Raw genomic sequence first — 25,070 nt, 5'->3', positions numbered from 1 at the left:
GGGCGGGCAAGCGCCTTGAAAGGCGCTTGAAGGCCCTTCCAAGGGCCTTCCGCGCGCCCGGACGACCCGCTCGCGTCAGTGCGCCTGCGGTCCGCGCTTGATCTCGCCGTGGTCGAGGACCGGCGCGGCATCCAGGTCGGCGGCGTTGAGCATCGAGGCCACGCGCTCCAGCGCGGCGACGATCATCGCCTGTTCCCAGTCCTCCAGCGACTCGAAGGCGCGGACATACTGCTGCTGCAGCGCGTCCGGCGCGCGGTTGACCGCGTCGTGGCCCGCCTCGGTCAGCACGACGTTGGTCTGCCGGCGGTCGGTCTTCGACCGTTCGCGGCGCAGCATGCCCTTCGACGAGAGGCGATCGAGCAGGGTCGAGATCGTCGCCTGGCTGACCCCCATCTGCGATGAGATCTCCTTGGGCGTCACGCCGTCGCGCATCGCAACGACCTGAAGCACGCGTATCTGGACGGGCGTCAGGCCCGCGGTGCGGGCGAGCTCGCGCCCGTAAAGCTCTGTCGCGCGCAGGATTCGGCGCAGCGCGATGAGGCTCTGGTCGGTCCTGTCCAAGTCTGGCCCCGTGATGGCGTCGAACGTCAGACCCATAGGCACTCTTCCTCGTGTCATGCAAGCGTCAGTTAGTTAGCCTACTTAAGCGAAAAGGCGCAGATTTCCAAGAATTTCCGCGCTATGCTAAGGCAAACTTTGCTCTTAAACACTGTTTATAAAGAAAAAATCTGTCAACGGAACCTTATTTATTTAGCCTAGTTGACCTATGCGACGACGCGCATATATTGCTTAGCGAACAACCGAGGAGAGCAATCCAGTGTCGAATGTTCGCCAGATCGATCCGCAGAAGGGCCGCATCCGGTTCCGCAAGCCCGAGCCGCAGGACGGCGCGGCCGTTTGGGAGCTGATCTCGTCGTGCTCGCCGCTCGACGAGAATTCGATGTACTGCAACCTGATCCAGTGCGACCACTTCCGCGACACCTGCATCGTCGCCGAGCGCGACGGGCAGATCGTCGGCTGGATCTCGGGGTATCGGCTGCCTTACGACACCGAGACGCTCTTCGTGTGGCAGGTCGCGGTCTCCGAGGCCGCACGCGGCGAGGGGCTGGCCAAGCGCATGCTCAAGCAGCTGCTCGCCAGGGATGAATGCGAGGGCGTGAAGCGCCTGCAGACGACCATCACGCGCGACAACGAGGCGAGCTGGGCGCTGTTCAAAAGCTTCGCCCGCGCCCAGGACGCGCAGTTCGACGCGCAGGCGCATTTCACCCGCGACACCCATTTCCGCGGCTATCACGCGACCGAGCACATGGTCACGATCAAGCTGCCGGAAGCCGAGAAGCGCGCCGCCTGACCGCGCGCCTCGCCCGGCGGATTCTTCCAGACAGAAAAGAGACATGTCATGAAAGACACCCAGTTTTCCGACCAGTCGGCCGGCGACACGGCCATTTTCGAACGCCGCGAGTCGGAGGTGCGCAGCTACTGCCGCGGCTTCCCGACCGTCTTCACCCGGGCGCAGGGCTCGACCCTGACCGACTCGGAGGGGCGCGATTACATCGACTTCCTCTCGGGGTGCTCCTCGCTCAACTACGGGCACAACGACCCGGACATGAAGTCGGCGCTGCTCGCCCACATCACCGATGACGGCATCGCGCACGGCCTCGACATGTATTCGACCGAGAAGGCCGCCTTTCTCGAAACCTTCGAGCGGCTGATCCTCAGCCCGCGCGGCTGGGACCACCGGATCATGATGACCGGCCCGACCGGGACGAACGCCGTCGAGGCGGCGATCAAGCTCGCCCGCAAGGTCACCGGTCGCCGCAACGTGGTGGCCTTCACCAACGGCTTTCACGGCATGACGCTGGGCGCGCTGTCGCTCACCGGCAACGCCGGCAAGCGTGCGGGCGCAGGCGTCGACCTCGATCACGTCACCCACATGCCTTACGACGGCGCCTTGGGCGAAGACGTGGACACGCTGAAGATCGTCGAGGCGATGATCGAGAACGGCTCGTCCGGCGTGGACATGCCGGCGGCCTTCGTGGTCGAGCCGGTGCAGGGCGAGGGCGGCCTCAACGCGGCCTCCGAAGCCTGGCTCAAGGGGCTTGCCGATCTCGCGAAGAAGCACGGCATCCTGCTCATCGTCGACGACATCCAGGCGGGCATCGGACGTGCCGGCGGCTTCTTCTCCATCGACGGGATGGGGATCGAACCGGACATGGTCACGATGGCCAAGTCGCTGTCGGGCTTCGGCCTGCCCTTCGCGCTGGTGCTGGTCAAACCCGAGCACGACATCTGGAAGCCGGCCGAGCACAACGGCACCTTCCGGGGCAACACCCATGCCTTCGTCACCGCGCGCGTCGCGCTCGAGAAGTTCTGGTCCGACGACGCCTTCTACGAGCAGGTGCAGCGGAAGGGCGAGCACCTCGAGGCGCGCCTCGACAAGATGCGCCGCCTGATCCCCGGCGCCCGCCTGAAAGGCCGCGGCATGATGCGCGGCATCGACGTGGGTGACGGCGAGCTGGCCGAGGCGATCTGCGCGCGCTGCTTCGAGCAGGGCCTGATCATCGAGACCTCGGGCGCCGAGGACGAGGTGGTGAAGGTGCTTGCGCCGCTCACCACCCCGATGGAACAGTTCGATCGCGGTCTCGACATCCTCGAGTCGGCGATCCGCGAAAAGACGGCCGGCCCGATCGCCGCGGAGTGACAGACATGATCGTGAGGGACTTCGAGCAACTGAAGAACACCGACCGGACGGTGAGCGACGCCAACTGGACGAGCGTGCGCATGCTGCTGGCCGACGACGGGATGGGGTTTTCCTTCCACATCACGTTCCTGGACGCTGGCAGCGAGCACACCTTCCACTACAAGCATCACTTCGAGAGCGTCTATTGCATGTCCGGCACCGGCTCGATCACCGATCTGGCCACCGGCGAGACGCATGAGATCCGGCCGGGGGTGATGTACGCGCTCGACAAGCACGACAAGCACACCGTGCGCGCCGATGCCGGGGCCGATCTGGTGATGGCCTGCGTGTTCAACCCGCCGGTCACGGGCAAGGAGGTCCACCGCGAGGACGGCTCCTATGCCCCGGCGGATGCGGCGGAGAGCGCCTGACATCCGGCGCCCCTACCGAGAAATCAATCAGACCGCGGCGCCCGGTGCGGGCGCGGCGGGGAAAGGCGACAAGCCCATGAGCGACAGTCAGACCACCCATACCGTCGAGAAGATCGGCGGCACCTCCATGAGCCGTTCGAGGGAACTGCTGGACACGCTGTTCCTGAACGGTGGTGACGACCCCTACGGCCGCGTCTTCGTGGTCTCGGCCTATGGCGGGATCACCGACCTGCTGCTGGAGCACAAGAAATCCGGCGAGCCGGGCGTCTATGCGCTCTTCTCCAACGCCGAGAACGATCACGGCTGGTCGGATGCGCTCAACCGCGTGGCAGAGGCCATGAAGGAGGCGCACCGCGAGGTGCTGGAGCACCCGGCCGACATCCAGGAGGCCGACGACTTCGTGCGCGAGCGGATCGAAGGCGCGCGGTCGTGCCTGATCGACCTGCAGCGGCTCTGCTCCTACGGGCATTTCCGCCTGAGCGAGCACATGGGGCTCATCCGCGAGCTTCTCTCGGGGCTGGGCGAGTCGCATTCCGCGCAGGTCACGACGCTGCTTCTGCGCCGCAACGGCGTCGATGCGCGCTGCGTCGATCTTTCCGGCTGGCGCGATGACGCGGAGGTCAGCCTCGACGAACGCATCGACCGCGGCTTCGCGGACATCGACCTGTCCTGCGAGCTTCCGATCGTGACCGGCTACGCGCAATGCGCCGAAGGCCTGATGAACCGCTACGACCGCGGCTATTCCGAGGTGACCTTCGCCAACATCGCGTCGCGCACGGGCGCGGCGGAGGCGATCATCCACAAGGAGTTCCACCTGTCCTCGGCCGACCCGAAGCTGGTGGGCGTGGACAATGTGCGCAAGCTGGGCCGCACCAACTACGACGTGGCCGACCAGCTTTCCAACATGGGGATGGAGGCGATCCACCCCTCCGCGGCCAAGACGCTGCGGCAGGCGGGCATTCCGCTGCGCGTGACCAACGCCTTCGAACCGGAGGATCCCGGCACGCTGATCGACGAATGCCCGGCCGAGACGCCGGCGGTCGAGATCGTGACCGGCCTCGATGTCTTCGCGCTGCAGGTCTACGAGCCCGACATGGTGGGCGTGAAGGGCTACGACGCGACGATTCTCGAGGCGCTGACGCGCCACAAGCTGCGCATCGTCGCCAAGACCTCGAATGCGAACACCATCACGCATTACGTGGACGCCTCGATGAAGTCCGTCCGCCGGGTGGAGCGCGACCTCGCCAAGGCCTATCCGAGCGCCGAGATCACGACGCGCAGCCTGGCGGTCGTCTCGGCCATCGGGCGCGACATCTCGGGTCTGGGCGCGCTCTCGCGCGGACTCGATGCCCTCTCGGCCGAGGGGCTGGAGCCGGTCGCCGTGGCGCAGGGGCCGCGCAACGTGGACATCCAGTTCGTGCTCCCGCGTGACGTGACCGACACGGCGATCCGCCTGCTGCACCGGGCGCTCGTAGAGAAGGACTCGGCGGCCGCCAAGGTGACGCAGGACGCCAAGGCGAAGGCGGCCGCGCCGCAGCTCGCGGCCTGACTGAGCGGGAAGGCGCAATTCACAACCCGGTGACCGCGCCTTAAATGTCGCGAAGCGCGACCTAGATGACACAGTGGGTGGTGGTTCGGAACACCGCTGCCCACTTCACTGTCCCTCGTTCCGACACTGGCGTCCGGGGTCCCCTCGGACGCCTTTTTTCGTGTTCCCGCCCGCGGGCCGGGCTGTTATCCATCATGCATGGCCGAGACCTACAGTGATACCGAGCTTCGCCGGATCCTCGAAGGCACCCGCACGATCGCGATCGTGGGCGTCTCGATGAACCCTGTGCGCCCGAGTTCCTATGTCGCGCGCTATCTCTCGCTCAAGGGCTTCCGCGTGATTCCGGTCAATCCGGGCCACACGGGCAAGATCCTCGGCGGCGAGACCGTCCGTGGCAGCCTTTCGGAAATCGACGAGCCGGTGGACATGGTGGACATCTTCCGCCGGTCAGAGGCGGTGCCGCCCGTCGTGGACGAGGCGCTCGAGGCCTTCCCGGACCTGCAGACCATTTGGATGCAGATCGGCGTCGAGCACGCCGAGGCCGCCGCCAGGGCGCGCGCGCGCGGCGTCACGGTCATCATGAACCGCTGCCCCAAGATCGAGTATCAGCGTCTGTTCGGCGAGTTGCGGATGGGCGGCTTCAACACCGGCGTGATCAGCTCGAAGCTCTGAGGCCGTTTGCCCCCCGCCGGGGGCCGTGCTACGGGCGATGCCGCTTCTGGCAAGGGGTGGGGCGGGCAGTTGGACCGGCTGGCGCGCGAGACGTCCGAGGACTGGTGGGAGGTCGAGGCGCTCTACGATCTCGCCTTCGCGCCGGGGCGCGAGGCGCTCTCCTCCTACCGTCTGCGCGAGGGCGTCGCGCCCGTGCCGGAGCTCTGCCTGGTCGCGCGTGACGCGCAGGGTATCCTCGGCGGTGCGATCCGCTACTGGCCGGTGTGCGTGGGCGGGCGCCGCGCGCTGCTGCTCGGCCCGGTCGCCGTGCACCCCACGCGGCAGGGCGAAGGGGTGGGCGGCGCGCTCATCCGCGAAAGCCTCGCCGAAGCGGCCCGGCTGGGCTGGACCCGCGTGCTGCTGGTGGGCGATGCGCCCTATTACGGGCGCTTCGGCTTCGAGCGGCTCGCGGGCGTCGAGATGCCGCCGCCCACCAACCCCGAGCGCGTGCTGGGGCTGGCGCTGGCGCCCGGTGCGTGGGACGATGTAAAGGGGCTCGTAACGCGCGCGGCTTGAAACCCTGCGCGCCGCGCCCGATGTAAAGCCCGTGAACATCGAGGCACCTGAATGACCGGAACCGAACTCCTGCCTGCGCGGCTGTCGGACGAGCTCGACGTGCTCGCCGCGCGGCTCACCTCGGCCGAGGGCACGGCGATCCGCATGCTCAACTACTTCGGAGGCCGGGCGGAGAACCTGCTGGAGCGGCTGCCCGACTGGGCCAAGGACGAGCTGGAGCGCGGCACGGAGCGGGCACTGGGCTACGCCGTGGAGGCGGCGCAGGTCTCGCGCGGGTCACTGCCGGATCAGCCGGCCTGGGTGAACACGGGCCTGACCACCGTTCTGGGCGCGGCCGGCGGGGCAGGGGGGCTGCCCACGGCGCTGGCCGAACTGCCGGTGACGACCACGGTGCTCTTCCGCGCGATCCTCGGCACCGCCGCGCTGCACGGCTTCGATCCCGCCGAGATGGAGGTGCGGCGCGAGGGGCTCACCGTCTTTTCCGCGGCAGGCCCGCTCGAGCACGACGACGGCGCCAACATGGGCTTTCTCGCCGCGCGGGTGACGCTGACCGGCGCCACCGTGCGCAGCGTGATCGCGCGCGTCGCGCCGCGCCTCTCGGTCGTGCTGGGCCAGAAGCTCGCCGCGCAGACGGTGCCGGTGCTGGGCGCGGCCGCCGGCGCCGCCACGAACTACGCCTATACGCGCTACTACCAGGAAATGGCGCATGTGCATTTCGGCCTCGCCCGCCTCGCCCGCGAGGGCGGGCACGATACCGTCGTTCTGACCGAGGCGCTGCGCGCCCGACTGCCGCGGCGTGACTGAACGGCTCGCGCAGGAGATCCGCGCCTGCCGCCTCTGCGCCGGGCGCTTCGCCGGCACGGCGACGGCGCATGCGCCCAACCCGGTGGTGTGGTTCCGCCCCGGCGCGCCCATCCTGATCGCGAGCCAGGCGCCGGGGATGCGCGTGCACAAGGCCGAAAAGCCCTTCTGGGATCTGTCGGGCCGCCGGCTGCGCGACTGGCTCGGGATGAGCGAAGAGACCTTCTATGACCGCGACCGCGTGGCCGTGCTGCCCACCGCCTTCTGCTTTCCGGGCTATGACGCCAAGGGGGCCGACCTGCCGCCGCCACCCGTCTGCTGGGAGACCTGGCACGCCCGCGCGCTCGAGGCGATCGGGCCGGTGCGCCTGCGCGTGCTGGTGGGCGGCGCGGCGCAGAAGCGGCATCTGGGCGTGCGGACCGGCGTCACCGAGACGGTCAGGAACTGGCGCGCCCATGCGCCGGACACCTTCGTGCTGCCGCATCCCTCCTGGCGCAACAACGCCTGGCTGAAGAAGAACCCCTGGTTCGAGGCGGAATTGCTGCCGGACCTGCGGGCGGCGGTGCAGGCCGCGCTGGCCTGAGCACCGGCTCGGTCGCGCCCTTGCCGGGCGCTCCTCGCCGGAACAGCGCGCCCGCGCCGGACGAGCCGCCCCTTGCCCGCCCGCCGCCGCGCGGCTAGGTGCGCCATCATGGAAACCCCCCTCGACACCGCCCATGCCGCGATGGAGGCTGCGCCCGAGGACGAGGCGCGCCGCCGCGCCTTCTACGACCGCCTCGCGCTCTCGGAACTCCACGTGTTGCTGGCCGAGGAACCCTCGGGCGAGCGGGTGACTCCGCAGGTCTTTCCGCTCGACGAGGGGCCGGTGGTGCTGGCCTTCGACCTGGAGGAGCGGCTCTCCGCCTTCGCCGGCGGGCCTGCGCCCTATGCCGCGCTCTCCGGGCGGGCGCTGGCGAAGATGCTCGCGGCGGAGGGGCTCGGGCTGGGGCTGAACCTCGAGCAGCCCTCGGCGATCCTGCTTCCGCCCGCAGCGATGGACTGGCTCGCGCAGCGCTCGGCCGAGGCGCCGCGCGCGCTCTCCGAGCGGCCCGTTACGCTTCATCCGCCGGGCGATTTGCCGGACGGGCTCCTCGGGGCGCTTGACGCGCGGCTCTCGGCGGCCGGCGGGCGGGCCGAGGCCGCCTGGCTGGCGGAGGCGGAGTATGCCGGCGGCGCGCGTGCCGCCCTGCTCGCCTTCACCGGCACGGCGCCGGGAGCGGAGGGCGCGCTGGCGCAGGCCGCGGGCGAGGCGCTCGCGTTTTCCGGGCTCGAGGCTGGGTGGCTCGACGTGGCCTTCGTGCAGAGCGCCGAGGCGATGGCCGACCGGCTCGCCGCCGTGGCCCTGCGCATCGACCTGCCCGCGTCGCCAGCGCCCGAGGCGCCGGCCGCGCCCGGCAGCGATCCGGACCGCCCGCCGCGCCTGCGCTAGAGCCCCAGCCGGTCGAGCGCGGCGTAGCGCGCGCCTGCCAGCGTCACGCCCAGCTTGTGGAAGCGGTGGAAAGCCACGGGCTGCAGGGGCGTCACGGGCACCACGAGTGCGTCTTCCGGGTCGCCTGCCGCCCATTGCGCAAGCTGCGCGCCCATCGCCGTCGCGAGGGCCACGCCGCGGCCGTTGTAGCCAAGCGCCGCCATCGCGCCCTGATCCAGCCGGTGCAGATGAGGAACGCGGTCCGCTGTCAGCGCCACCTGCCCGCCCCAGGCGAAATCCCAGCGCACCCCGCGCAAAGCAGGGTAGAGCGCGCCGCTCGCGCGCCGGAGCGCCTGCATGGCGCGGCGCAGACCGCGGTCGCTCCATGCCCCGCGGCCGCCCATGACGAAGCGGCCGTCCGGCGTGCGGCGGAAATAGAGCAGCAGCCGCCGCATATCGGAGGGTGAATGCCCCTCGGGCAGGATCGTCTCCGCCACGCCGGGCGGCAAGGGCTCGGTCGCCACCTGCACCGACACCACCGGCACGACGCTCTGTGCCAGCCCGGGCCAAAGCCCGTCGGTATAGCCGTTGGTGCAGAGCAGGACGCGACCCGCACGAAGCGATCCGCGCGCCGTGCGGATGCTGTAGCCGTCGCCGCGGCGCTCGACCGCCAGGGCCCGCGAGTCGCCGTAGAGCCGCGCGCCGGCGGCCTGCGCGGCATGGGCGAGGCCAAGCGCGTAGTCGAGCGGATGCAGGTTGCCGCCCCGCCTGTCCAGAAGCCCGCCGACGTAGGCCTCGGTGCCCAGCAGGCGGGCCGTCCCGGCCGCGTCCAGCATCTCGACCGGCGCGCCGCGGCGGCGCCAGTCGTGGGCCTGCGCCTTCAGGGCGTCCAGGGCGCGGGCGTTCTGAGCCACGCGAAGCGCGCCGGGGCGGTGCGGGGCGCAGTCGATGCCATGCCGCGCGATCAGCCCGAAAACGAGATCGGGGGCGCTGCCGGCGAAACGCACCAGCGCCTGGCCCGATGCGCCCAGCCGCGCCTCGATCTCCGCGGGCGGCTCCTTGAGGCCCGGGTTGACCTGACCGCCGTTGCGGCCCGAGGCCCCCCAGCCGGGGCTTTCCGCCTCGAGCAGCGCGGCCTTTATGCCCCGTTCGGCAAGGTGCAGCGCCGCCGAGAGGCCGGTGTAGCCGCCGCCGATCACCGCGACATCGGCCTGCGCCGTGCCCTCCAAGTCGGGGCAGAGCGGCGAGGCGCCGGCCGTCGCCGTCCAGAGGCTGTCGGCGAGGGCGGCGCGCTCGTTCCCGATCATGAGATCAGTCTGCGCCGCGCACGCGGATCGTCGCCCCTTCCCTGGGCTTGAGCACGCGCTGCACGAAGAGGATCGCCGCGGCCGCCGCCAGCCCGATCACGTCGGTGGCGAGGCTGCCCTCGATCATCATCAGAGCCGTGACGACGAGGGCCGCGCGCAGGAACCAGACCGCCCGGGCCCCGATGAACCAGCCCTGCACGCCGGAGGACAGCAGGAAGACGCCGAAGACCGCCGTGGCACAGGCGCGCGTCACCTCCAGCCAGTCGGCCTGCATGAGGAGCGCGGAATTGTAGAAGAACATGAAGGGCACGATGAAGGCCGCGATGCCTATCTTGAAGGAGGCGACCGAGGTCTCCATGGCGTTCGCGCCCGACACCCCCGCTGCGGCGTAGCTGGCGAGCGCCACGGGCGGCGTGATCGCCGAGACCACGGCGAAGTAGAAGACGAAGAAATGCGCGGTCAGCATCGGGATGCCGAGCTCGACGAGCCCCGGAGCCACCACCGAGGCGGCCACCGCGTAGGCCGCCGTCGTCGGCATCCCCATGCCCAGCAGGATCGCGATCAGCATGGCGAAGACGAGCGCAAGCAGCTGGCTCGCCGCGGCGAGGCCCAGGAGCAGATTGGAAAACCGCGCGCCGACGCCGGTGAGCGAGATGACCCCCACGATGATGCCCGCGCAGGCGCAGACGGCGATGATCTGGATCGACATGATGCCCGCCAGGTGGAAGGCGCGCGAGATCGCGCGCAGCCCCATCCGGTAGGGCGTGAGCCAGCTGACCACCGCCGCGGCTGCCGTGGCGAGCGTGCCGGCGCGGATCACCGAATACCCCTGGAAGAGCGCGTAGATCAGGATGACGATGGGAATGAAGAGGAAGACCTGCTTCGCCATCTGGCTGAACTTCGGCAGCTCGTCCTCGCGCATGCCCCGCATGCCGAGCTTGGCGGCCTCGAAATCCACCATGAAGTAGATCGCGGTGAAGTAGAGCAGCGCGGGGATGATCGCGGCGACGGCGATCTCGGTGTAGGGGATGCCGGTGATCTCGGCCATGATGAAGGCGCCCGCGCCCATGATGGGCGGCAGGATCTGGCCCCCCGTGCTGGCCGCGGCCTCGATCGCGCCGGCGGTCTTCTTGTGATAGCCCACCTTCTTCATCAGCGGGATGGTCAGGCTTCCGGTGGCCACCACGTTGCCCGCCGAGGTGCCGTTGATCATGCCCATCAGGCCGGAGGCGAAGATCGCCACCTTGGCCGGCCCGCCGCGCGCGCGGCCCGCCACGGCGAAGGCGAAGTTGACGAAGTAGTCGCCGACCTTCGACGCCTGCAGGAAGGCCGCGAAGATGATGAAGAGGATGATGTAGGTCGAGCTGACGGCCGTGGTCGGCCCCAGGATGCCCGCATCCGTGTAGACCTGGCTGAAGAACCGCTGCCAACTGATCGCGGGCGAGTTCAGGAAGCCCGGCAGATACTGGCCGGTGAAGACGTAGATCAGGAAGATCACCGAGATGACGACGAGGGCAAGGCCCGCCACCCGCCGCGTGAGCTCCATGATCAACAGCGTGCCGGCCACCGCCGCGATCGAGATGCCGATCGGCGCGAAGGGCGTCCCGGTCGAGTTGCGCATCAGGGTGCCGTAGATCGTCACCAGGTACGCGGCCACGGCCACGCCGCAGAAGGCCAGAACGATATCGGCCGGATTGAGCGCCGCACGCGGGCGGCGGTGCACCCACGACAGCAGGATGCCGCCCACGGTGGCCACCATCAACGGCACGCCGAAGAGCCAGATCTCGTCGAAGCGGATGCCCGCGTCCATGCCGTTCCACATCTTGCCGTTCGCGATCTCGACCGCGAAGCTCAGCGCCGCGCCCAGCGAGAAGAGTGCCGGCAAGAGCAGCAGCCATGCTAGCCAGCCGAGCGCGGGCCGCGCGCGCCCCTCGTCGTCGGTGAACCGCGTCCCGGCGAAAAGCACGAAGCCCAGCGCCAGCGCCCCCGCGATGTGGACGATGCGGAAATTCCACGTCTCCATCGGAAAGCTGGGCAGAAAGGGCAGATCGACCGCGCCGCCGGTCATGGACTCGATGGAAAGGCCGTTGAGCGCCGCCATGTGGAAGGCCGCGTAGAGCGCCGCGGCGAAGGTCACGGCGACATACATCCGGCCTTCGAAGAGGCGGCGATTGCCCTCGATCGGTTCCTCGTCGACACCCTCGACGACAAGCGGGCCGGTGGTTTCGTCCTTGCGGTCTGCGTGGTCGCTCATGTGGTCTCCCCCGCCGGTCGGAACTCTCCTGCCCCGGACCGCGTCGCCCTTGCAAGCCAGGTCGTCGTCGCGCCGGGCGGGCCTGTCTTCCGAGGCGACAGTGGCGGAGCGCGCGTGCGCGCCCCGCCGGGATCAGCGGCTCAGCCGCCGTGCACCATGTCGTCGGGAATGTCGGCGCCAGCGTTCTCGCGGAACCAGCGCGCGGCGCCCGGGTGCCACGGCAGAACCTGGTTCTTGTCCCAGTTCTCCGGCACCGTCGAACGCGCCGCGCGGTGGATGTTCACCATGCGCTCGTTGTCCGACATCACCACGTCCGTCACCGCGTGGACGAAGCTCTCGGGCAGGTCGCAGTTGGCGATGGCGAAGTTCCACATGCTGACCGAACGCGCGGGCTCTTCCAGCGTGGTGTAGGTGTCGGCCGCGATCTCGAACTCGGACACCGGGAAGGCCTCGAGGATGGTCTGCTGCTCCTCCTCGGTGAACTCGACGATGTTGATGTCGGTCTGCACCTCGAGCTGGCTGACCGCAGGCACCGGCACGCCGGCCGCGAAGGCGATCACGTCGAGCAGGCCGTCCTGCAACTGACCGCCCAGGTCGGACCAGCCGCCGTTGCGCCGGTCGAATTCGACGCCCAGCGTCTCCATCATGCGCGGAAAGTAGGTGTCCGAGGTCGAGCCCGCAGGCCCGAAGCCGATGCGCGCGCCGTCGGGGATGTCGGAGATCGACTCGATGCCCGAGTCCGCCAGCGCCGTGATCGAGAAGGGCGTCTGATACATCGGGAACATCGCGCAGGCGTTGGTCATCTCGAGCCCCGGCGCGATCGGATTCGTGCCCTGCAGCGACTCGGCCGCCGGACCCATCGTCGTCATGCCGAAGGCCGCGTCGCCCGTGTGCACCAGCGCCATGTTCTGCATCGGCCCGCCGGTGACTTCGCCGCCCCCCGAAAGGCCCAGTTCCTCGGCCACCAGGTTCGCCCAGCCCGAACCATAGGCGAAATAGGTGCCGCCCTGGCTCGCGGTGCCGACGGTGAAGCTCTCGGGCCAACCTGTGCGGTCGTAGTCCTGTGCCGCGGCCGGCGCTGCGGCGAGCGCCATTGCCGCTAGGGCGCCTGTCATGGTCGCCTTGTTCATGTTGTCCTCCTCTCAGATTGAGGCGCGCCCGGGAGCGCGCGGTTCGCAGAAGGTTGCGCCCCGGCGCGTGAAAGGCAAGCTTTCTGCGCGCCGTGCGACCGCGGCCGTGCGGCCCGCGGCACCTGCCGTGGCGTCGCGGGACGCCGCTCTTGACCTTCCACCCGCTGGAATGCGCAATCAGAAAGGGACGCAGGCAACACCGGGGAACGACGCAGATGACGGGAAGCTTCCGACTGATGTGCGCCGTGGCCGTCGCGGCCGCGCCGGCGCTCGCGGGCGCCACCCAGATCGAGGTGGCCAAGACGAGCGGCTGCGGCTGCTGCGTGGCCTGGATGGAGCATCTGGAAGAGCACGGTTTCGAACCTCGCGGCGAGAACATGTTCGGCGGCGCGCTCGTGCGCCTCAAGATGGACCTCGGGATCCCGCCCGGGATGGTCTCGTGCCACACCGCCCAGGTCGAGGGCTACGTGATCGAGGGGCATGTGCCCGCTGCCGACATCCGGCGCCTTCTGAAGGAGCGGCCCGAGGCGGTGGGGCTCGCGGTGCCGGACATGCCGCTCGGCTCGCCGGGCATGGACTTCGGCCAGAGGAGCGAGCCCTACGAGGTCCACCTCGTCCGCCCCGACGGCAGCACCGAGGTCTTCTCGCGCTACGATTGAGGGCGCGCAGGCCGGTTGAGGTTTGTGCCGAACCCTGCGTCAGGCGGCGCGGCCGCCGCGCGTCGGCTGATTCCCGCTCACCCTTGTCGGGTGCGGCTTTCGTGAATCACAACCTTTGATAGAGTTTCCGCAGGGGCAATTTCCGCCTCTTCGAGGAGACTTGTCATGAAAGATGATTCCGTTGCCGCCAAGGCTGTCCGCGTGTCGCTGCCAGCCTCCGTCGCCGCCGACATCGGCAGCCTCAAGAAGGCCGTGGGCAGCGTGCTCGACCGGCTCGGTTGTCCGGCCTGCTGCTCGGGTCACGACATCCGGTTCGAGCTTCAGCGCCATCTCGTTCTGTCGGAGAAATTCAAGGAGACGGCGCGCCTCGGGCCTGTCGCGCGTCTCGCGGTGGCCGAGCAGGCGCCGCGCGCGGTGCGGGTGGGCGTCAGGCCCGAAGCCGTCGCAGAGATCGAGGCCGTCCATGACCTCATCGACAGGATCGCCGAACTCTCGGGGCATCCGGCCTGCGCGACCGGCTGCGACATGTTCTTCGAGATGGAGCGCATTCTCGTGATGGACGAGCGGCTCGACCTCCGCGAGGAGGTCGCCACCTTTGGCTGACGCCTCGTTCCGCCCGCCCCGTCTTGGGGTGGGCATGGTCTTTGCCCCGGCGCTCCGGCCCTTTCTGGAGCGCCGGCCGGATGCTCTCGACCTTCTCGAGGTCGAGCCGCAGACCCTCTGGATCGCCGACGACCCCTTCGCCGGCCCGTTCTTCGAGTTCACGCCGGGGATCGAGATGATCGCGGCGCTGCCGGGGGCGAAGCTCGTGCACTCGGTGGGGATGCCGCTGGGCGGCACGCGCGCGCCCGAACCGGCGCAGATGCGCCTTATCCGCGCCACGGCCGAGCGGCTCGGCAGTCCCTGGGTCAGCGAACATCTCAGTGTCGCGGGCACCCCGCACCGTGCCGCGGGCTTTCTCCTGCCGCCCGTGCAGACCGAGGCGGGCGTGGCGCAGGCCGCCGCCAACATACGCGCCTTCGCCGAAGGCGTGGGCCGGCCGGTGGCCGTGGAGACCGGCGTGGCGTATCTGCGCCGCAAACCCTTCGAGATGCACGACGGCGACTTTCTCGCGGCGGTGGCGGAGGAGGCAGACTGCGGCCTGCTGCTCGATCTGCACAATCTGTGGTGCAACGAGGTCAACGGTCGCGTGCCGATGGACGAGGTGCTCGCGCGGGTGCCGCTCGATCGGGTCTGGGAAGTGCATCTGGCCGGCGGCGAGGCGCGGGACGGCTTCTGGCTCGATTCGCATTCGGGTCCGATGCCGGCGGCGCTGGCCGACCGCGCGGCCGAAATCCTCGGCAGCCTTCCCGATCTCGGGGCGCTGAACTTCGAGATCTACGACAGCTTTCTGGACGATCTGGCGCCCGGCGAATTCGACCGGATCGTGGACAGCCTGCGCGATCTCTGGGAGGGCGCGGGGCGCGCGCGTTCAGACGCGCCGCCGATATGCTCCGCAGCCCGGCATCCAGAGGTGCCCCCGACCGCCCCCGAGGCATGGGAGGAGGGGCTGACCGACGCGGTCTGGCAGGACCGGCCCGAGCGGCACGGCTGGGCGGAGGACGCCCCGGCGCTTCATCTCTACGCCGCACTCGCGCGGAGCTTCCGCGGCTCGATGCTGGTGCGGACGCTTCCCCGGACCATCCGCTATCTTCTGCTGCGCGACGGCGCCGGGATGACCGCGCGCCTCGAGCGCTTCTTCACCGACCGACCGCCACGGCTCTATGCGCCGCTGGAGGCGGCGTCCTTCGCGGACTGGCTGCGGTCGGAGGGCGAAGACGACGCGCTTGCCTTGGCGCTGCTCGACTATGACAGTGCGTTTCTCGCCATCCTGCGCCACGGAGAGGCGCGGGTCGTGCGCTTTCCGGGCGATCCCGCGCCGGTCTTCGAGGCGCTGGCGGCCAACCGCCTGCCCCGCTGCCCGGACGGCCCGCCGTGGGACATCGAGATCCTGCCCGACGGCTTCACCGTGCAGGACTTCGCGGCGAGCGCCGCGTCTTTCGCGCCGAGGGCGTGATGCTGGGAATCGTGCCGCGCGAAGAGGACGCCGCGGCCGACCTGCGCTTCACGCTGATGTAGGGTGCGTGCTGAGCACGCACCCTACGCGGCATCACACGTCCAGCTCCTCCACGAACCGCGCATTCTCCGAGATGTACTGGAACCGCAGTTCCGGCTTCTTGCCCATCAGCCGCTCGACCAGGTCGCCGGTCTCGCCCGGCTCGTCCTCGTCGATGGTCACGCGGATCAGCCGGCGGGAGGCGGGGTCCATCGTGGTTTCCTTCAGGTCCTTGGCGTCCATCTCGCCCAGGCCCTTGAAGCGGCTGACCTCGATCTTGCCCTTGCCGCCCAGGCCCTTGCGCATCCAGTCCTCGCGCTCGGCCTCGTCCAGCGCATAGACCCGTTTCGCCCCCTGCGTGAGCCGGTAGAGCGGGGGGCAGGCGAGGTAGAGGTGCCCGCCGTCGATCAGCGGCCGCATCTGCGTGAAGAAGAAGGTCATCAGCAGCGCCGCGATATGCGCGCCGTCCACGTCCGCGTCGGTCATGATGATGACCTTCTCGTAGCGCAGGTCGTCGAGGCGGAACTTCGTGCCCAGGCCCACGCCCAGCGCCTGGGAGAGGTCGTTGATCTCGGCGTTCTGGCCCAGCTTGGAGGAGGCCGCGCCGAGCACGTTCAGGATCTTGCCCCGGAGCGGCAGAAGCGCCTGCGTGCGCCGGTCGCGCGCGGCCTTGGCCGAGCCGCCCGCGCTGTCGCCCTCCACGATGAAGATCTCGGTGCCTTCGCGGGCCGCTACGGTGCAGTCCACAAGCTTGCCGGGCAGGCGCAGCTTGCGGGTCGCGGACTTGCGCGCCGTCTCCTTCTCCTGCTTGCGGCGCAGCCGCTCCTCGGCGCGCAGCACGAGGAAGTCGAGGATCGCGCCCGCGCTCTTCGTGTCCGCGGCGAGCCAGTTGTCGAAATGGTCGCGCACCGCGCTTTCGACCAGTTTCGCCGCCTCTGCCGTGGCGAGCCGGTCCTTGGTCTGACCCACGAACTCCGGCTCGCGGATGAAGCAGGAGACCAGCGCGCAGCCCCCGCCCGTCAGATCCTCGCGGGTGATCTGCTGGGCTTTCTTGTTGCCTGCGAGCTCGCCGTAGGCGCGGATGCCCTTCAGGATCGCCGCCCAGAAGCCCTGTTCGTGCGTGCCGCCCTCGGGCGTGGGCACGGTGTTGCAGTAGGACTGGGTGAAGCCGTCCCGGGCGGGCGTCCAGTTGATCGCCCATTCCACCTTGCCCGGCGTGTTGAACCGGCTCTGGAAATCCACCGTGCCGGCGAAGGGACGCTCGGCGTAGGTGGTGGCGCCTCCGAGCCGTTCGGCGAGGTAATCGGCCAGCCCGCCGGGGAAGTGAAAACTGGCCTCGGCCGGGGTCTCGCCGTCGTCCACGGCGGACTTCCAGCGAATCTCGACGCCGGAGAAGAGATAGGCCTTGGACCGCGCGAGCTTGAAGAGCCGCGCGGGCTTGAGCTGCTGGCTGCCGAAGATCTCGGCATCGGGGTGGAAGGTGACGGTGGTGCCGCGCCGGTTGGGGGCGGCGCCCACCTCCTCGACCGGGCCCAGCGGCTTGCCGCGGGCGAAGCGCTGTTCGTAAAGCACCTTGTTGCGCGCCACCTGCACGACCATCGAGTCCGAGAGCGCGTTGACCACCGAGGCGCCCACGCCGTGCAGGCCGCCGCTGGTCTGATAGGCCTTGCCCGAGAACTTGCCGCCCGCGTGCAGGGTGCAGAGGATCACCTCCAGCGCCGATTTCCCGGGGAACTTCGGGTGCCGGTCCACCGGGATGCCGCGCCCGTTGTCGCGGATCGTCGCGGCGCCGTCCGCGTGGAGTTCCAGCTCGATGCGGTTGGCGTGGCCCGCCACCGCCTCGTCCATCGCGTTGTCGAGCACCTCGGCCACCAGATGGTGCAGGGCGCGCTCGTCGGTGCCGCCGATGTACATGCCGGGGCGCTTGCGCACCGGCTCCAGCCCCTCCAGCACCTCGATGGAGGAAGCGTCGTAATCGCCGCCGCCGGCGCCGCTCAGAAGATCGTCGGCCATCGCCTGTCCTGCCCTTGTTGGGTCTGCTCGGATTGCGCCGCAGTATGGCAGAGCGCTCGAACCGGGGAAAGCGGTGCGCGGGCGCTTGACCTGCCTCAAGGCGCCGCTGCGGCAAATGGGTTAAAATGATTGTAATTTGCACCCAGGGAGTTCATCCGATGTCCGACGAGTCGATCGCTCTTTCCGCCCCGCTCGCCGAGGCGCCCGCCACGCCTTCCTCGGCGGCGGTGCCGAAACCCACACCGGACGCGGTGCGCCACGCTTTCGAAACCGGTGAGTACCCTTACGCCGACCGCATGTCGCGGCGCAGCTACGAGCGGCAGAAGGCGAAGCTGCAAGCCGAGCTTCTGAAAGTCCAGCTCTGGGCGCAGGAGACGGAGCAGAAGTTCGTGCTGCTCTTCGAGGGGCGCGATGCGGCCGGCAAGGGCGGGACGATCAAGCGCTTCACCGAGCATCTCAATCCGCGGCAGGCGCGGGTCGTCGCGCTGAACAAGCCCACCTGGGAAGAGAAGGGCCAGTGGTATTTCCAGCGCTACGTGCAGGAGCTGCCGACCGTGGGCGAAATGGTGTTCTACGATCGCTCCTGGTACAACCGCGCGGGCGTCGAGCGCGTCATGGGCTTCTGCGAGCCGCACGATTATCTCGAGTTCATGCGCCAGACGCCCGAGCTCGAGCGGATGCTCGTGCGCTCCGGCATCCGGCTCTACAAATACTGGTTCTCCGTCACGCGCGAGGAGCAGCGCCGCCGCTTCGAGGCGCGCGCGACCGATCCGCTCAAGCGGTGGAAGCTCTCGCCGATCGACAAGGCGAGCCTCGACAAGTGGGACGATTACACCGAGGCGAAGGAGGCGATGTTCTTCTACACCGACACCGCCGACGCGCCCTGGACGGTGGTGAAGTCCGACGACAAGAAGCGCGCGCGGCTCAACGCGATGCGTCATTTCCTCGCCTCGCTCGACTATCCGGGAAAGGATGCGCGCATCGTGCGCGCGCCCGATCCGCTGATCGTCGGCCGCGCGGATCAGGTCATCCACCGCGCCGAGCACATCCTCGGCCGGGCGCTCCATCCCGAGGCGCGGCGCGCGTGACGGCGGGAGCCCGCCGACGGCGGGCAGGCCACGGCTTGTCGCGGCGCCGCGCCGCGAATACCTTCCCGCGCATGTTCCGTCGTGCCCTGACCGTGGTCGCCCTGACGCTCGCGCCTCTGGCGGGCGCGACCCATCCGCACATGTTCGTCGATACCGACCTGCGTCTCGAGATCGACGGCGAGGGGCGGATCACGGCGATCGAGGTCACCTGGACCTATGACGACTTCTCGACGCTTCTGATCCTCGAGGATCGGGGCCTCGACCCCGATGGGGACGCTAAGCTGACCGAAGCCGAACTCGCCGAACTGCGCGGCTTCGACCTCGAGATCTGGCCGGAGGATTTCGAGGGCGACGTCTATCTGAAGAACGGCGGGCGCACGGCCGAGATCGGCCTTCCCGAGGCCACCGGCATCGCGGTGAAGAACGCGAGGATCGTGGCGAGCCACAGGCGCGAGGTCGCGCCCTTTCCGGCCGAGGGCACGGTGATCGAAACCTACGATCCCACCTTCTTCGTCGCCTACACGCTCAAGGACGTTCAGTTGCCCGACCGGTGCCGCGCGCCGATCGAGCCGGCCGATGTCGAGGCCGCCGGGCGCAAGGTTCAGGAAATGGTGGGCGAAGTGGACGAGATGACCTTCGAGGTGATGGAGGTGGGACACCTCTACGCCGACAAGGCGCGGATCGCATGCGGACCCTCCTCCTGATCGGTCTCGCCGTGGTCGCGGCGCTCGCGGCCTGGCTCTGGCTTCTGGGCGGCGCCGAGGACGTGGCGCGCCGCGCGGCCGAGGGCCAGCAGGCCGCGCAACAGGCGATGGCGGGGGCGCTGCGCAGCCTGCGCGCGGGCGAGCCCGGTGCGCTGGCTGCGCTCTGGGGGGTCTGCTTCGCCTATGGCTTTTTCCACGCGGCAGGGCCCGGGCACGGGAAACTGCTCATCGGGGGATACGGCGCGGGCACGCGGGTGCCCGCGCTGCGGCTGTCGGGGCTGGCGGTGGCCTCGAGCCTCGCGCAGGGGGCGAGTGCGGTGGCGCTGGTCTACGGCGGCGTCTGGGCCTTCGGGCTGACGCGCGTGCAGCTGACGGACGCGGCCGAGGCCTGGCTCGCGCCGCTCTCCTATGCCGCGGTGGGGGCGATCGGCGCCTGGCTCGTGCTGCGGGGCGCGCGGAAACTCTGGCGGAGGCGGCCCGCCCCGGCTCTGGCTTCCGGCCACACGCACGACCATGACGCCTGCTGCGGGCACAGTCACGGCCCGACGCCGGAGGAGGCCGCCCGCGTGACGGGCTGGCGCGACGCCGCCGCGCTGATCGGCGCCGTCGCGCTGCGGCCCTGCACGGGCGCGCTGTTCCTTTTGGTGCTCACCTGGCGGATGGATCTCGTCTGGCAGGGGATTGCCGGCGTCGCCGCGATGGCGCTGGGCACGGCGAGCGTGACCGTGGCCGTCGCGCTCGTCTCGGTCACCGCGCGCGAGGGGGCGCTCGCGCAGCTCTCGGAAAGCCGCACGCTGGCGCGCGCGCTGCCGCTGCTGGAAGTGAGCGCAGGGGCCCTGATCGCGGCGCTGTCCTGGCAGATGGCGCTGCGATTGATCTGAACGCAACCGCCCCGGCGTCTGCGCGGCCTGGTATGTCGGGGCAATGGGTATTTGGGGACCATTGAAAGCATGCGCCGCCCCGGCGCCGACGGTCCGACGACCTGCCGCGACGGCGGTCGGCGCCGGGGGCAGCAGGGGCCTGCAGTCCTGGCGGGCCTCGTCACGCAGGGCCGGGCCTTGCGGGGCCGCAGGGGCGGGCGTAGAGCGCGGGCATGGTCGCCCCCCGCATGACATATCCCGCACACATCCGCGCCGTGCTTGTGCTGGGGCTGCCGCTGGTCGGCGGGCATCTGGCGCAGTTCGCCATCCATCTCACCGACACGGTGATGATGGGCTGGCACTCGGTGGCCGGGCTGGCGGCGCTGACGCTGGCCACGGCGATCTGGTTCACGCTGTGGATCATGGGCGCGGGCATCGCCTGGGCGGTCATGCCGCTGGTGGCCTCGGCCGACGCCGAGGCGGACGAGACGGCGGTCCGGCGGGTCACGCGCATGGGGCTGTGGCTGTCGGTGCTCTTCGCGCTGGCCTCGCTGCCGCTCTTCTGGTTCTCGGCGCCGCTCCTGCGCCTCATGGGCCAGGCGCCGGAGCTCTCGGCCGAGGCGCAGGACTATCTGCGCATCGCGGGGCCGGGGATCCTGCCCGCACTGCTCGTGATGGTGCTCAAGTCCTATCTCGCGGCGCTCGGGCGCACGCAGGTCGTGCTGTGGATCACCGTGGCCGCGGCGGTGGCGAACGCGGCCTTCAACTACGCGCTGATCTTCGGCAACTGGGGGGCGCCTGAACTGGGGCTCAGGGGCGCGGCCGTCGCCTCGGTCTCGACCAATGCGCTCTCGCTCGTCTTCTCGGCGGCCTACGCGGTCGCCGTGCTGCCCGAGCACCGGCTCTTCGCCCGGCTCTGGCGGCCCGACTGGGAGGTGTTCCGGCAGGTCGCCCGCATGGGGGCCGCCATCGGGATCACCAATCTGGCCGAGGTGGCGCTCTTCTCCTTTTCCTCGGTGATGATGGGCTGGCTGGGGACGATCCCGCTCGCCGCGCATGGCATCGCGCTGCAGATCTCCTCGGCGACCTTCATGGTGCACGTGGGCCTGTCGAACGCGGCGACCATCCGCGCCGGCAACGCCTACGGCTTGCGCGACGCCGAGCATCTGGCACGCGGCGCGCGCGCCGCGCTCGCGCTGAGCGGGATTGCCGTTGCGCTCACGGTCGTGCTCTTCCTGACCGCGCCGGGGCCGCTCTATGCGCTCTTCCTCGACCCGGCCGAGCCGGCGCGGGCGGAGATCATGGCGCTGGGCGCGCTGCTGCTGGCGATCGCGGCGCTCTTTCAACTCGTGGACGCGGCGCAGGTCATGGCGCTGGGCCTGTTGCGCGGTGTGCGCGATACCACCGTGCCGATGATCATGGCCGCGGTCAGCTACTGGGGCGTGGGCATTCCCGCCGCGCTGGTGCTGGGCTTCGTGCTGGACTGGGGCGGCGCCGGCGTCTGGCTCGGGCTAACGCTCGGGCTGGCCTGCGCGGGCGTCCTGATGACCGCGCGCTTCTGGGGCCGGTCGGTGCCGCGGCTGCGCGCCGGCGAGGCGCCGGCCGCGCCGCAGACCTAGTCCTTCTCCGCGAGCCGCTCGGACTTCTTGCGGACGAGGACCGTGCGCAGATCGTGCATCGCCAGCAGCAGGGCGTCGGTGACCTCTTCGAGCTGCGCGTCGGTGGCGCGGCTCTGCGCCCATTGGGCGGTGAGGTTCAGGTGGTCTATGGCGCGGAAGATGTCGTCGATGTCGCGCGCCGCCAGCACGGCCTTGCGCTCGGCCATCCAGTCGCGGATCGCCTGCATGTCCGCCTCGTCCAGCGTGCGGCCGCCCTGCGGCTTGATCTCGCCGTTGCGGATGTTGACCACCGCGATGGGCTCCATCTCGATCCGGCGGTGGCGGTTGCCGGTATCCACCCGGAACACCTGCGCCCCGTTCTCGCGGACGCGAAAGTAGTGCTCGGGCAGCTCCGCCATCAGCGCAGCCCCTCCACGAAGGCCGCGATCCGCGCGCAGGCCTCTTCCAGCTCGGCGTCCGAGGTGGCGAAGCTCACCCGGAAATGCGGCGACAGGCCGAAGGCGGCACCGAAGACGGCGGCGACGCCCTGTTCCTCGAGCAGCGCGTCGGTGAAGTCCTCGTCGCACGCGATCCGCCGCCCGCCCGCGGTGGTGCGGCCGATCAGCGCGGCGATCGAGGGATAGACGTAGAACGCGCCCTCGGGCACGGGGCAGTCGATCCCGGCGATGGCGTCGAGCCGTTCCACCACCAGGTCGCGCCGCCGGCGGAAGGCCGCGCCCGCCTCGTCGATGAAATCCTGCGGCCCCTCGAGCGCAGCCACGGCGGCCCATTGCGACAGCGAGCAGGGGCAGGTGGTGCTTTGCGACTGGATTTTCCGCATCGCCGCGATGAGCTCCTCCGGGCCGCCCGCGTAGCCGATCCGCCAGCCGGTCATCGCATAGGCCTTGGAGACGCCGTTCATCGTGAGCGTGCGGTCGCGCAGGCCGGGCTCGACCTGCGCCGGCGTGACGAACTGGAATCCGTCGTAGGCGATATGCTCGTAGATGTCGTCCGACAGCACCAGCACCTGCGGGTGGCGCATCAGGACGTCCGTCAGCGCCGCGAGCTCCGCGCGGGAATACCCCGCGCCGGAAGGGTTTGAGGGCGAGTTGAACAGGAACCAGCGGGTGCGCGGCGTGATCGCGCGCTCCAGCGCCGCGGGCGTCAGCTTGAACCCCGCCTCCAGCGAGGTCTCGACGATGACCGGCTCGGCGCCGGCCAGCCGCACGATGTCGGGGTAGCTGACCCAGTAGGGCGCGGGGATCACCACCTCGTCGCCGGGGTTCAGCGTCGCCATCAGCGCGTTGTAGAGCACCTGCTTGCCCCCGGTGCCCACGGTGATCTCGGAAGGCGCGTAGTCGAGCCCGTTCTCGCGGCGGAACTTCGCTGCGACGGCGGCCTTCAGCTCGGGGATGCCGTCGGGCGCGGTGTATTTCGTTTTTCCGGCTTCGAGTGCCGCAATCGCCGCGTCCTTGACGTGCCGCGGCGTGTCAAAGTCCGGCTCGCCGGCGCTCAGCGAGATCACGTCGCGCCCCTCCACCGCGAGCTCCCGCGCGCGCTGCGTCGCCGCGACGGTGGGTGAGGGCCGGACGCGGGCGAGGGTCTCGGAGAGCGGGATCATGGGCGCACCGATTTGAAGCCGGGTGGCCCATGTCTTAGGCTGGCGTGCGAGCGATGATCAAGCGGCTTGGGCCGCGGAAGGGAGAGACAGACCGATGACCGAGGATACGCAGGGCCCCGTGGACTGGTACGGCCCCGACGCGGCCACCTTCGGCGACCGTGTCGCCGCCGCGCGCGAGCGCGCCGGGATGACGCAGGCGCAACTCGCCCGGCGGCTCGGCGTCAAGCTCTCGACCCTGCGGGGCTGGGAAGACGACTTGAGCGAGCCGCGTGCCAACAAGCTGTCGATGATGGCCGGCATCCTCAACGTGTCGATCATGTGGTTGCTCACCGGCGAGGGCGACGGGCTCGAAGGGCCTGACGACGTCTCCGAGGTGCCGCCGGAAATGGGCCGGCTCCTCGCCTCGATGCGCGAGCTGCGCGGCGATCTCAAGGCGGCGTCCGACCGCCTCGCCCGGCTGGAAAAGCAGCTGCGTCTCCAGCTCAGGGAAGGCGGCCAGTGATGGCGGAGGATCGCGAGACCCGGCTCAGGCGGCTGAAGATCCGTTCGATGCGCCGCGGGACCAAGGAGATGGACATCATCCTGATGCGCTATTTCGGCGCGCGCCACGAGGCGATGGAGGAGGCCGCGCTCGACCGCTACGAGGCGCTTCTGGAAGAAAGCGATCAGGATCTCTACGCCTGGGTTTCGGGACAGGCGGCGCCGCCGTCCCGTCACGAGGCCATGGTCGCGGATATCCGCGCCGTTCTGCCGGCCGCGGAATAGGCGGCATTTTAGCCGTTATGGGCGGGATTTAACGGCTTCTTCGGCATTTCTCGTCACCGTCTTCGCGTCACCGAGGCGGAGAGCGACGAAGATGAACATGACCACGCCCCTCCCGGCGGAACCCGACCGCGCCTTCATGGCGGGCTATCTGGACACGCTGGCGCTGGTCGAGCGGCTGCACCGTCTGCTGCTCGACCTGATCAAGGACGAGTTCGAGCGCCTCGGCGTGCTGGAGGTGAACGCGGTGCAGGCGCTGCTGCTGTTCAACATCGGCGACAACGAGGTGACGGCCGGCGAGCTGAAGAGCCGCGGCTACTACCAGGGCTCGAACGTCAGCTACAATCTCAAGAAGCTCGTCGAGGCCGGCTACATGCACCATCAGCGCTGCCAGATCGACCGCCGCTCGGTCCGCGTGCGCCTCACGCCCAAGGGGCAGGAGATCCGGCGGACGGTGGCCGCGCTCTTCGCCAGGCACGCGGACGGGTTGCGCGCCAAGGGCGTGCTAGAGGCCGCTGCGCTGGACGACATCACGACCGCCCTGCGGCGGATGGAGCGTTTCTGGAGCGATCAGATCAGATACATTTACTAGCGCCCCCGCGCCGCCGGGGTCCGGCGAGGTGGCGACAGTCCGCGCTCGCGTCGCGCAGCGCCTTGGCGCATGGCTGGCGGCGGGGCTCGGGCAGGCTGTCCCGCAGGGAGCGGGAACTCGGCTGATGCGTCATCTGCGCTGCCCGCTCCCGCGCGCGCATGCTTGGGATTGACGGCGGACGCGCCGATGGTGCGAAACTGCGCCGCAGAGCGGCTACCCCGTGCGTGCGGGCCGCGCGAGGCATTCTTGCGC

At 69.8% G+C, this 25,070-nt stretch carries 26 protein-coding genes; 19 read left to right on the top strand and 7 right to left on the bottom strand.

Going from position 1 to position 25,070, the window contains the following annotated elements; all coding sequences use genetic code 11:
- Positions 1-75 precede the first annotated feature (75 nt).
- Positions 76-561 (bottom strand): MarR family winged helix-turn-helix transcriptional regulator, encoded by a 486-nt coding sequence (locus DRV85_RS04420; RefSeq protein WP_233495395.1) that lies wholly within the window; start codon positions 559-561, stop codon positions 76-78.
- Between the two features lie 256 nt (positions 562-817).
- Between DRV85_RS04420 and ectA the strand changes: the two genes are divergently transcribed.
- The 9 genes from ectA to DRV85_RS04375 all read left to right on the top strand — a co-directional run bounded on the left by ectA (position 818) and on the right by DRV85_RS04375 (position 8,156).
- On the top strand, positions 818-1,351 hold the full coding sequence (ectA, locus tag DRV85_RS04415; protein ID WP_233495394.1) for a diaminobutyrate acetyltransferase: 534 nt from the start codon (positions 818-820) through the stop codon (positions 1,349-1,351).
- A 48-nt stretch (positions 1,352-1,399) separates the two neighbouring features.
- On the top strand, positions 1,400-2,701 hold the full coding sequence (gene ectB / locus DRV85_RS04410; RefSeq protein WP_113288228.1) for a diaminobutyrate--2-oxoglutarate transaminase: 1,302 nt from the start codon (positions 1,400-1,402) through the stop codon (positions 2,699-2,701).
- Positions 2,702-2,706: 5 nt separating this feature from the next.
- A complete protein-coding gene (locus tag DRV85_RS04405; protein ID WP_113288227.1) occupies positions 2,707-3,111 on the top strand; it encodes an ectoine synthase in 405 nt (134 codons plus the stop codon).
- Positions 3,112-3,187: 76 nt separating this feature from the next.
- Positions 3,188-4,660, top strand: coding sequence for an aspartate kinase (locus DRV85_RS04400; RefSeq protein ID WP_113288365.1), 1,473 nt, complete (start codon positions 3,188-3,190; stop codon positions 4,658-4,660).
- Positions 4,661-4,858: 198 nt separating this feature from the next.
- A complete protein-coding gene (locus tag DRV85_RS04395; RefSeq protein ID WP_113288226.1) occupies positions 4,859-5,332 on the top strand; it encodes a CoA-binding protein in 474 nt (157 codons plus the stop codon).
- A gap of 69 nt (positions 5,333-5,401) precedes the next feature.
- Positions 5,402-5,887: a GNAT family N-acetyltransferase gene (locus tag DRV85_RS04390; protein ID WP_113288225.1), complete on the top strand. Its 486-nt coding sequence runs from the start codon at positions 5,402-5,404 to the stop codon at positions 5,885-5,887.
- 51 nt (positions 5,888-5,938) lie between these two features.
- Entirely contained in the window at positions 5,939-6,691 is a 753-nt protein-coding gene (locus tag DRV85_RS04385; protein WP_113288224.1) for an EcsC family protein, read from the top strand.
- A complete protein-coding gene (locus tag DRV85_RS04380) occupies positions 6,684-7,271 on the top strand; it encodes a uracil-DNA glycosylase family protein (protein WP_113288223.1) in 588 nt (195 codons plus the stop codon). The genes DRV85_RS04385 and DRV85_RS04380 overlap by 8 nt, the downstream gene beginning before the upstream one ends.
- Positions 7,272-7,379: 108 nt before the next feature.
- Positions 7,380-8,156, top strand: coding sequence for an SseB family protein (locus DRV85_RS04375; RefSeq protein ID WP_113288222.1), 777 nt, complete (start codon positions 7,380-7,382; stop codon positions 8,154-8,156).
- Here the strand turns inward: DRV85_RS04375 and DRV85_RS04370 are convergent.
- The 3 genes from DRV85_RS04370 to DRV85_RS04360 form a co-directional block, all read right to left on the bottom strand.
- Positions 8,153-9,442, bottom strand: coding sequence for an NAD(P)/FAD-dependent oxidoreductase (locus DRV85_RS04370; protein WP_113288221.1), 1,290 nt, complete (start codon positions 9,440-9,442; stop codon positions 8,153-8,155). The genes DRV85_RS04375 and DRV85_RS04370 overlap by 4 nt on opposite strands.
- 4 nt (positions 9,443-9,446) lie before the next feature.
- Positions 9,447-11,696, bottom strand: a complete 2,250-nt coding sequence (locus tag DRV85_RS04365) for a TRAP transporter permease (RefSeq protein ID WP_113288220.1) — start codon at positions 11,694-11,696, stop codon at positions 9,447-9,449.
- A gap of 140 nt (positions 11,697-11,836) precedes the next feature.
- Entirely contained in the window at positions 11,837-12,826 is a 990-nt protein-coding gene (locus DRV85_RS04360; protein ID WP_113288219.1) for a TAXI family TRAP transporter solute-binding subunit, read from the bottom strand.
- A 215-nt stretch (positions 12,827-13,041) separates the two neighbouring features.
- Between DRV85_RS04360 and DRV85_RS04355 the strand changes: the two genes are divergently transcribed.
- The 3 genes from DRV85_RS04355 to DRV85_RS04345 all read left to right on the top strand — a co-directional run bounded on the left by DRV85_RS04355 (position 13,042) and on the right by DRV85_RS04345 (position 15,541).
- Positions 13,042-13,485 carry a DUF411 domain-containing protein gene (locus DRV85_RS04355; RefSeq protein WP_113288218.1) on the top strand — a complete coding sequence of 148 codons (444 nt, stop codon included), beginning with the start codon at positions 13,042-13,044 and terminating at the stop codon, positions 13,483-13,485.
- 165 nt (positions 13,486-13,650) lie between these two features.
- A complete protein-coding gene (locus DRV85_RS04350) occupies positions 13,651-14,088 on the top strand; it encodes a hypothetical protein (protein ID WP_113288217.1) in 438 nt (145 codons plus the stop codon).
- Positions 14,081-15,541, top strand: a complete 1,461-nt coding sequence (locus DRV85_RS04345) for an MbnB/TglH/ChrH family RiPP precursor modification enzyme (protein ID WP_158540103.1) — start codon at positions 14,081-14,083, stop codon at positions 15,539-15,541. The genes DRV85_RS04350 and DRV85_RS04345 overlap by 8 nt, the downstream gene beginning before the upstream one ends.
- A 93-nt stretch (positions 15,542-15,634) precedes the next feature.
- On the opposite strand, the gene parE is transcribed toward DRV85_RS04345, so the two are convergent.
- Positions 15,635-17,593 carry a DNA topoisomerase IV subunit B gene (gene parE, locus DRV85_RS04340; RefSeq protein WP_113288215.1) on the bottom strand — a complete coding sequence of 653 codons (1,959 nt, stop codon included), beginning with the start codon at positions 17,591-17,593 and terminating at the stop codon, positions 15,635-15,637.
- A 158-nt stretch (positions 17,594-17,751) separates the two neighbouring features.
- Between parE and ppk2 the strand changes: the two genes are divergently transcribed.
- The 4 genes from ppk2 (at position 17,752) to DRV85_RS04320 (ending at position 21,864) form a co-directional block, all read left to right on the top strand.
- The gene (gene ppk2, locus DRV85_RS04335; RefSeq protein ID WP_113288214.1) at positions 17,752-18,681 is read left to right on the top strand and encodes a polyphosphate kinase 2; all 930 of its coding nucleotides are present in this window, start codon (positions 17,752-17,754) and stop codon (positions 18,679-18,681) included.
- A gap of 71 nt (positions 18,682-18,752) precedes the next feature.
- Positions 18,753-19,385 carry a DUF1007 family protein gene (locus DRV85_RS04330; protein ID WP_113288364.1) on the top strand — a complete coding sequence of 211 codons (633 nt, stop codon included), beginning with the start codon at positions 18,753-18,755 and terminating at the stop codon, positions 19,383-19,385.
- On the top strand, positions 19,367-20,266 hold the full coding sequence (locus DRV85_RS04325) for a nickel/cobalt transporter (RefSeq protein ID WP_113288213.1): 900 nt from the start codon (positions 19,367-19,369) through the stop codon (positions 20,264-20,266). Before DRV85_RS04330 ends, DRV85_RS04325 begins: the two co-directional genes overlap by 19 nt.
- Positions 20,267-20,493: 227 nt before the next feature.
- A complete protein-coding gene (locus DRV85_RS04320) occupies positions 20,494-21,864 on the top strand; it encodes an MATE family efflux transporter (protein WP_113288363.1) in 1,371 nt (456 codons plus the stop codon).
- On the opposite strand, the gene DRV85_RS04315 is transcribed toward DRV85_RS04320, so the two are convergent.
- A complete protein-coding gene (locus tag DRV85_RS04315; protein WP_113288362.1) occupies positions 21,861-22,265 on the bottom strand; it encodes a hypothetical protein in 405 nt (134 codons plus the stop codon). The genes DRV85_RS04320 and DRV85_RS04315 overlap by 4 nt on opposite strands.
- Positions 22,262-23,464, bottom strand: coding sequence for a pyridoxal phosphate-dependent aminotransferase (locus DRV85_RS04310; RefSeq protein WP_113288212.1), 1,203 nt, complete (start codon positions 23,462-23,464; stop codon positions 22,262-22,264). Before DRV85_RS04310 ends, DRV85_RS04315 begins: the two co-directional genes overlap by 4 nt.
- Before the next feature lie 94 nt (positions 23,465-23,558).
- Between DRV85_RS04310 and DRV85_RS04305 the strand changes: the two genes are divergently transcribed.
- The 3 genes from DRV85_RS04305 to DRV85_RS04295 all read left to right on the top strand — a co-directional run bounded on the left by DRV85_RS04305 (position 23,559) and on the right by DRV85_RS04295 (position 24,818).
- Positions 23,559-23,966, top strand: coding sequence for a helix-turn-helix domain-containing protein (locus DRV85_RS04305; protein WP_113288211.1), 408 nt, complete (start codon positions 23,559-23,561; stop codon positions 23,964-23,966).
- Positions 23,966-24,229, top strand: a complete 264-nt coding sequence (locus DRV85_RS04300; RefSeq protein ID WP_113288210.1) for a succinate dehydrogenase assembly factor 2 — start codon at positions 23,966-23,968, stop codon at positions 24,227-24,229. Before DRV85_RS04305 ends, DRV85_RS04300 begins: the two co-directional genes overlap by 1 nt.
- 97 nt (positions 24,230-24,326) lie before the next feature.
- Entirely contained in the window at positions 24,327-24,818 is a 492-nt protein-coding gene (locus DRV85_RS04295; RefSeq protein ID WP_420820906.1) for a MarR family winged helix-turn-helix transcriptional regulator, read from the top strand.
- The last annotated feature ends 252 nt before the right edge of the window (positions 24,819-25,070 follow it).

It is taken from the genome of Rhodosalinus halophilus, from assembly GCF_003298775.1.
GTDB classification, from domain to species: Bacteria; Pseudomonadota; Alphaproteobacteria; order Rhodobacterales; family Rhodobacteraceae; genus Rhodosalinus; species Rhodosalinus halophilus.
Note: the sequence above shows the minus strand (reverse complement) of the source record. Positions and strands in the feature narration are given on the sequence as shown.

Coding starts and splice junctions, on each gene's coding strand:
- ectB (WP_113288228.1), top strand. CDS start 1,400: ATGAAAGACACCCAGTTTTCCGACCAGTCGGCCGGCGACACGGCCATT.
- DRV85_RS04405 (WP_113288227.1), top strand. CDS start 2,707: ATGATCGTGAGGGACTTCGAGCAACTGAAGAACACCGACCGGACGGTG.
- DRV85_RS04400 (WP_113288365.1), top strand. CDS start 3,188: ATGAGCGACAGTCAGACCACCCATACCGTCGAGAAGATCGGCGGCACC.
- DRV85_RS04395 (WP_113288226.1), top strand. CDS start 4,859: ATGGCCGAGACCTACAGTGATACCGAGCTTCGCCGGATCCTCGAAGGC.
- DRV85_RS04385 (WP_113288224.1), top strand. CDS start 5,939: ATGACCGGAACCGAACTCCTGCCTGCGCGGCTGTCGGACGAGCTCGAC.
- DRV85_RS04375 (WP_113288222.1), top strand. CDS start 7,380: ATGGAAACCCCCCTCGACACCGCCCATGCCGCGATGGAGGCTGCGCCC.
- DRV85_RS04370 (WP_113288221.1), bottom strand. CDS start 9,442: ATGATCGGGAACGAGCGCGCCGCCCTCGCCGACAGCCTCTGGACGGCG.
- DRV85_RS04365 (WP_113288220.1), bottom strand. CDS start 11,696: ATGAGCGACCACGCAGACCGCAAGGACGAAACCACCGGCCCGCTTGTC.
- DRV85_RS04360 (WP_113288219.1), bottom strand. CDS start 12,826: ATGAACAAGGCGACCATGACAGGCGCCCTAGCGGCAATGGCGCTCGCC.
- DRV85_RS04355 (WP_113288218.1), top strand. CDS start 13,042: ATGACGGGAAGCTTCCGACTGATGTGCGCCGTGGCCGTCGCGGCCGCG.
- DRV85_RS04350 (WP_113288217.1), top strand. CDS start 13,651: ATGAAAGATGATTCCGTTGCCGCCAAGGCTGTCCGCGTGTCGCTGCCA.
- parE (WP_113288215.1), bottom strand. CDS start 17,593: ATGGCCGACGATCTTCTGAGCGGCGCCGGCGGCGGCGATTACGACGCT.
- ppk2 (WP_113288214.1), top strand. CDS start 17,752: ATGTCCGACGAGTCGATCGCTCTTTCCGCCCCGCTCGCCGAGGCGCCC.
- DRV85_RS04330 (WP_113288364.1), top strand. CDS start 18,753: ATGTTCCGTCGTGCCCTGACCGTGGTCGCCCTGACGCTCGCGCCTCTG.
- DRV85_RS04325 (WP_113288213.1), top strand. CDS start 19,367: ATGCGGACCCTCCTCCTGATCGGTCTCGCCGTGGTCGCGGCGCTCGCG.
- DRV85_RS04320 (WP_113288363.1), top strand. CDS start 20,494: ATGACATATCCCGCACACATCCGCGCCGTGCTTGTGCTGGGGCTGCCG.
- DRV85_RS04310 (WP_113288212.1), bottom strand. CDS start 23,464: ATGATCCCGCTCTCCGAGACCCTCGCCCGCGTCCGGCCCTCACCCACC.
- DRV85_RS04305 (WP_113288211.1), top strand. CDS start 23,559: ATGACCGAGGATACGCAGGGCCCCGTGGACTGGTACGGCCCCGACGCG.
- DRV85_RS04300 (WP_113288210.1), top strand. CDS start 23,966: ATGGCGGAGGATCGCGAGACCCGGCTCAGGCGGCTGAAGATCCGTTCG.
- DRV85_RS04295 (WP_420820906.1), top strand. CDS start 24,327: ATGACCACGCCCCTCCCGGCGGAACCCGACCGCGCCTTCATGGCGGGC.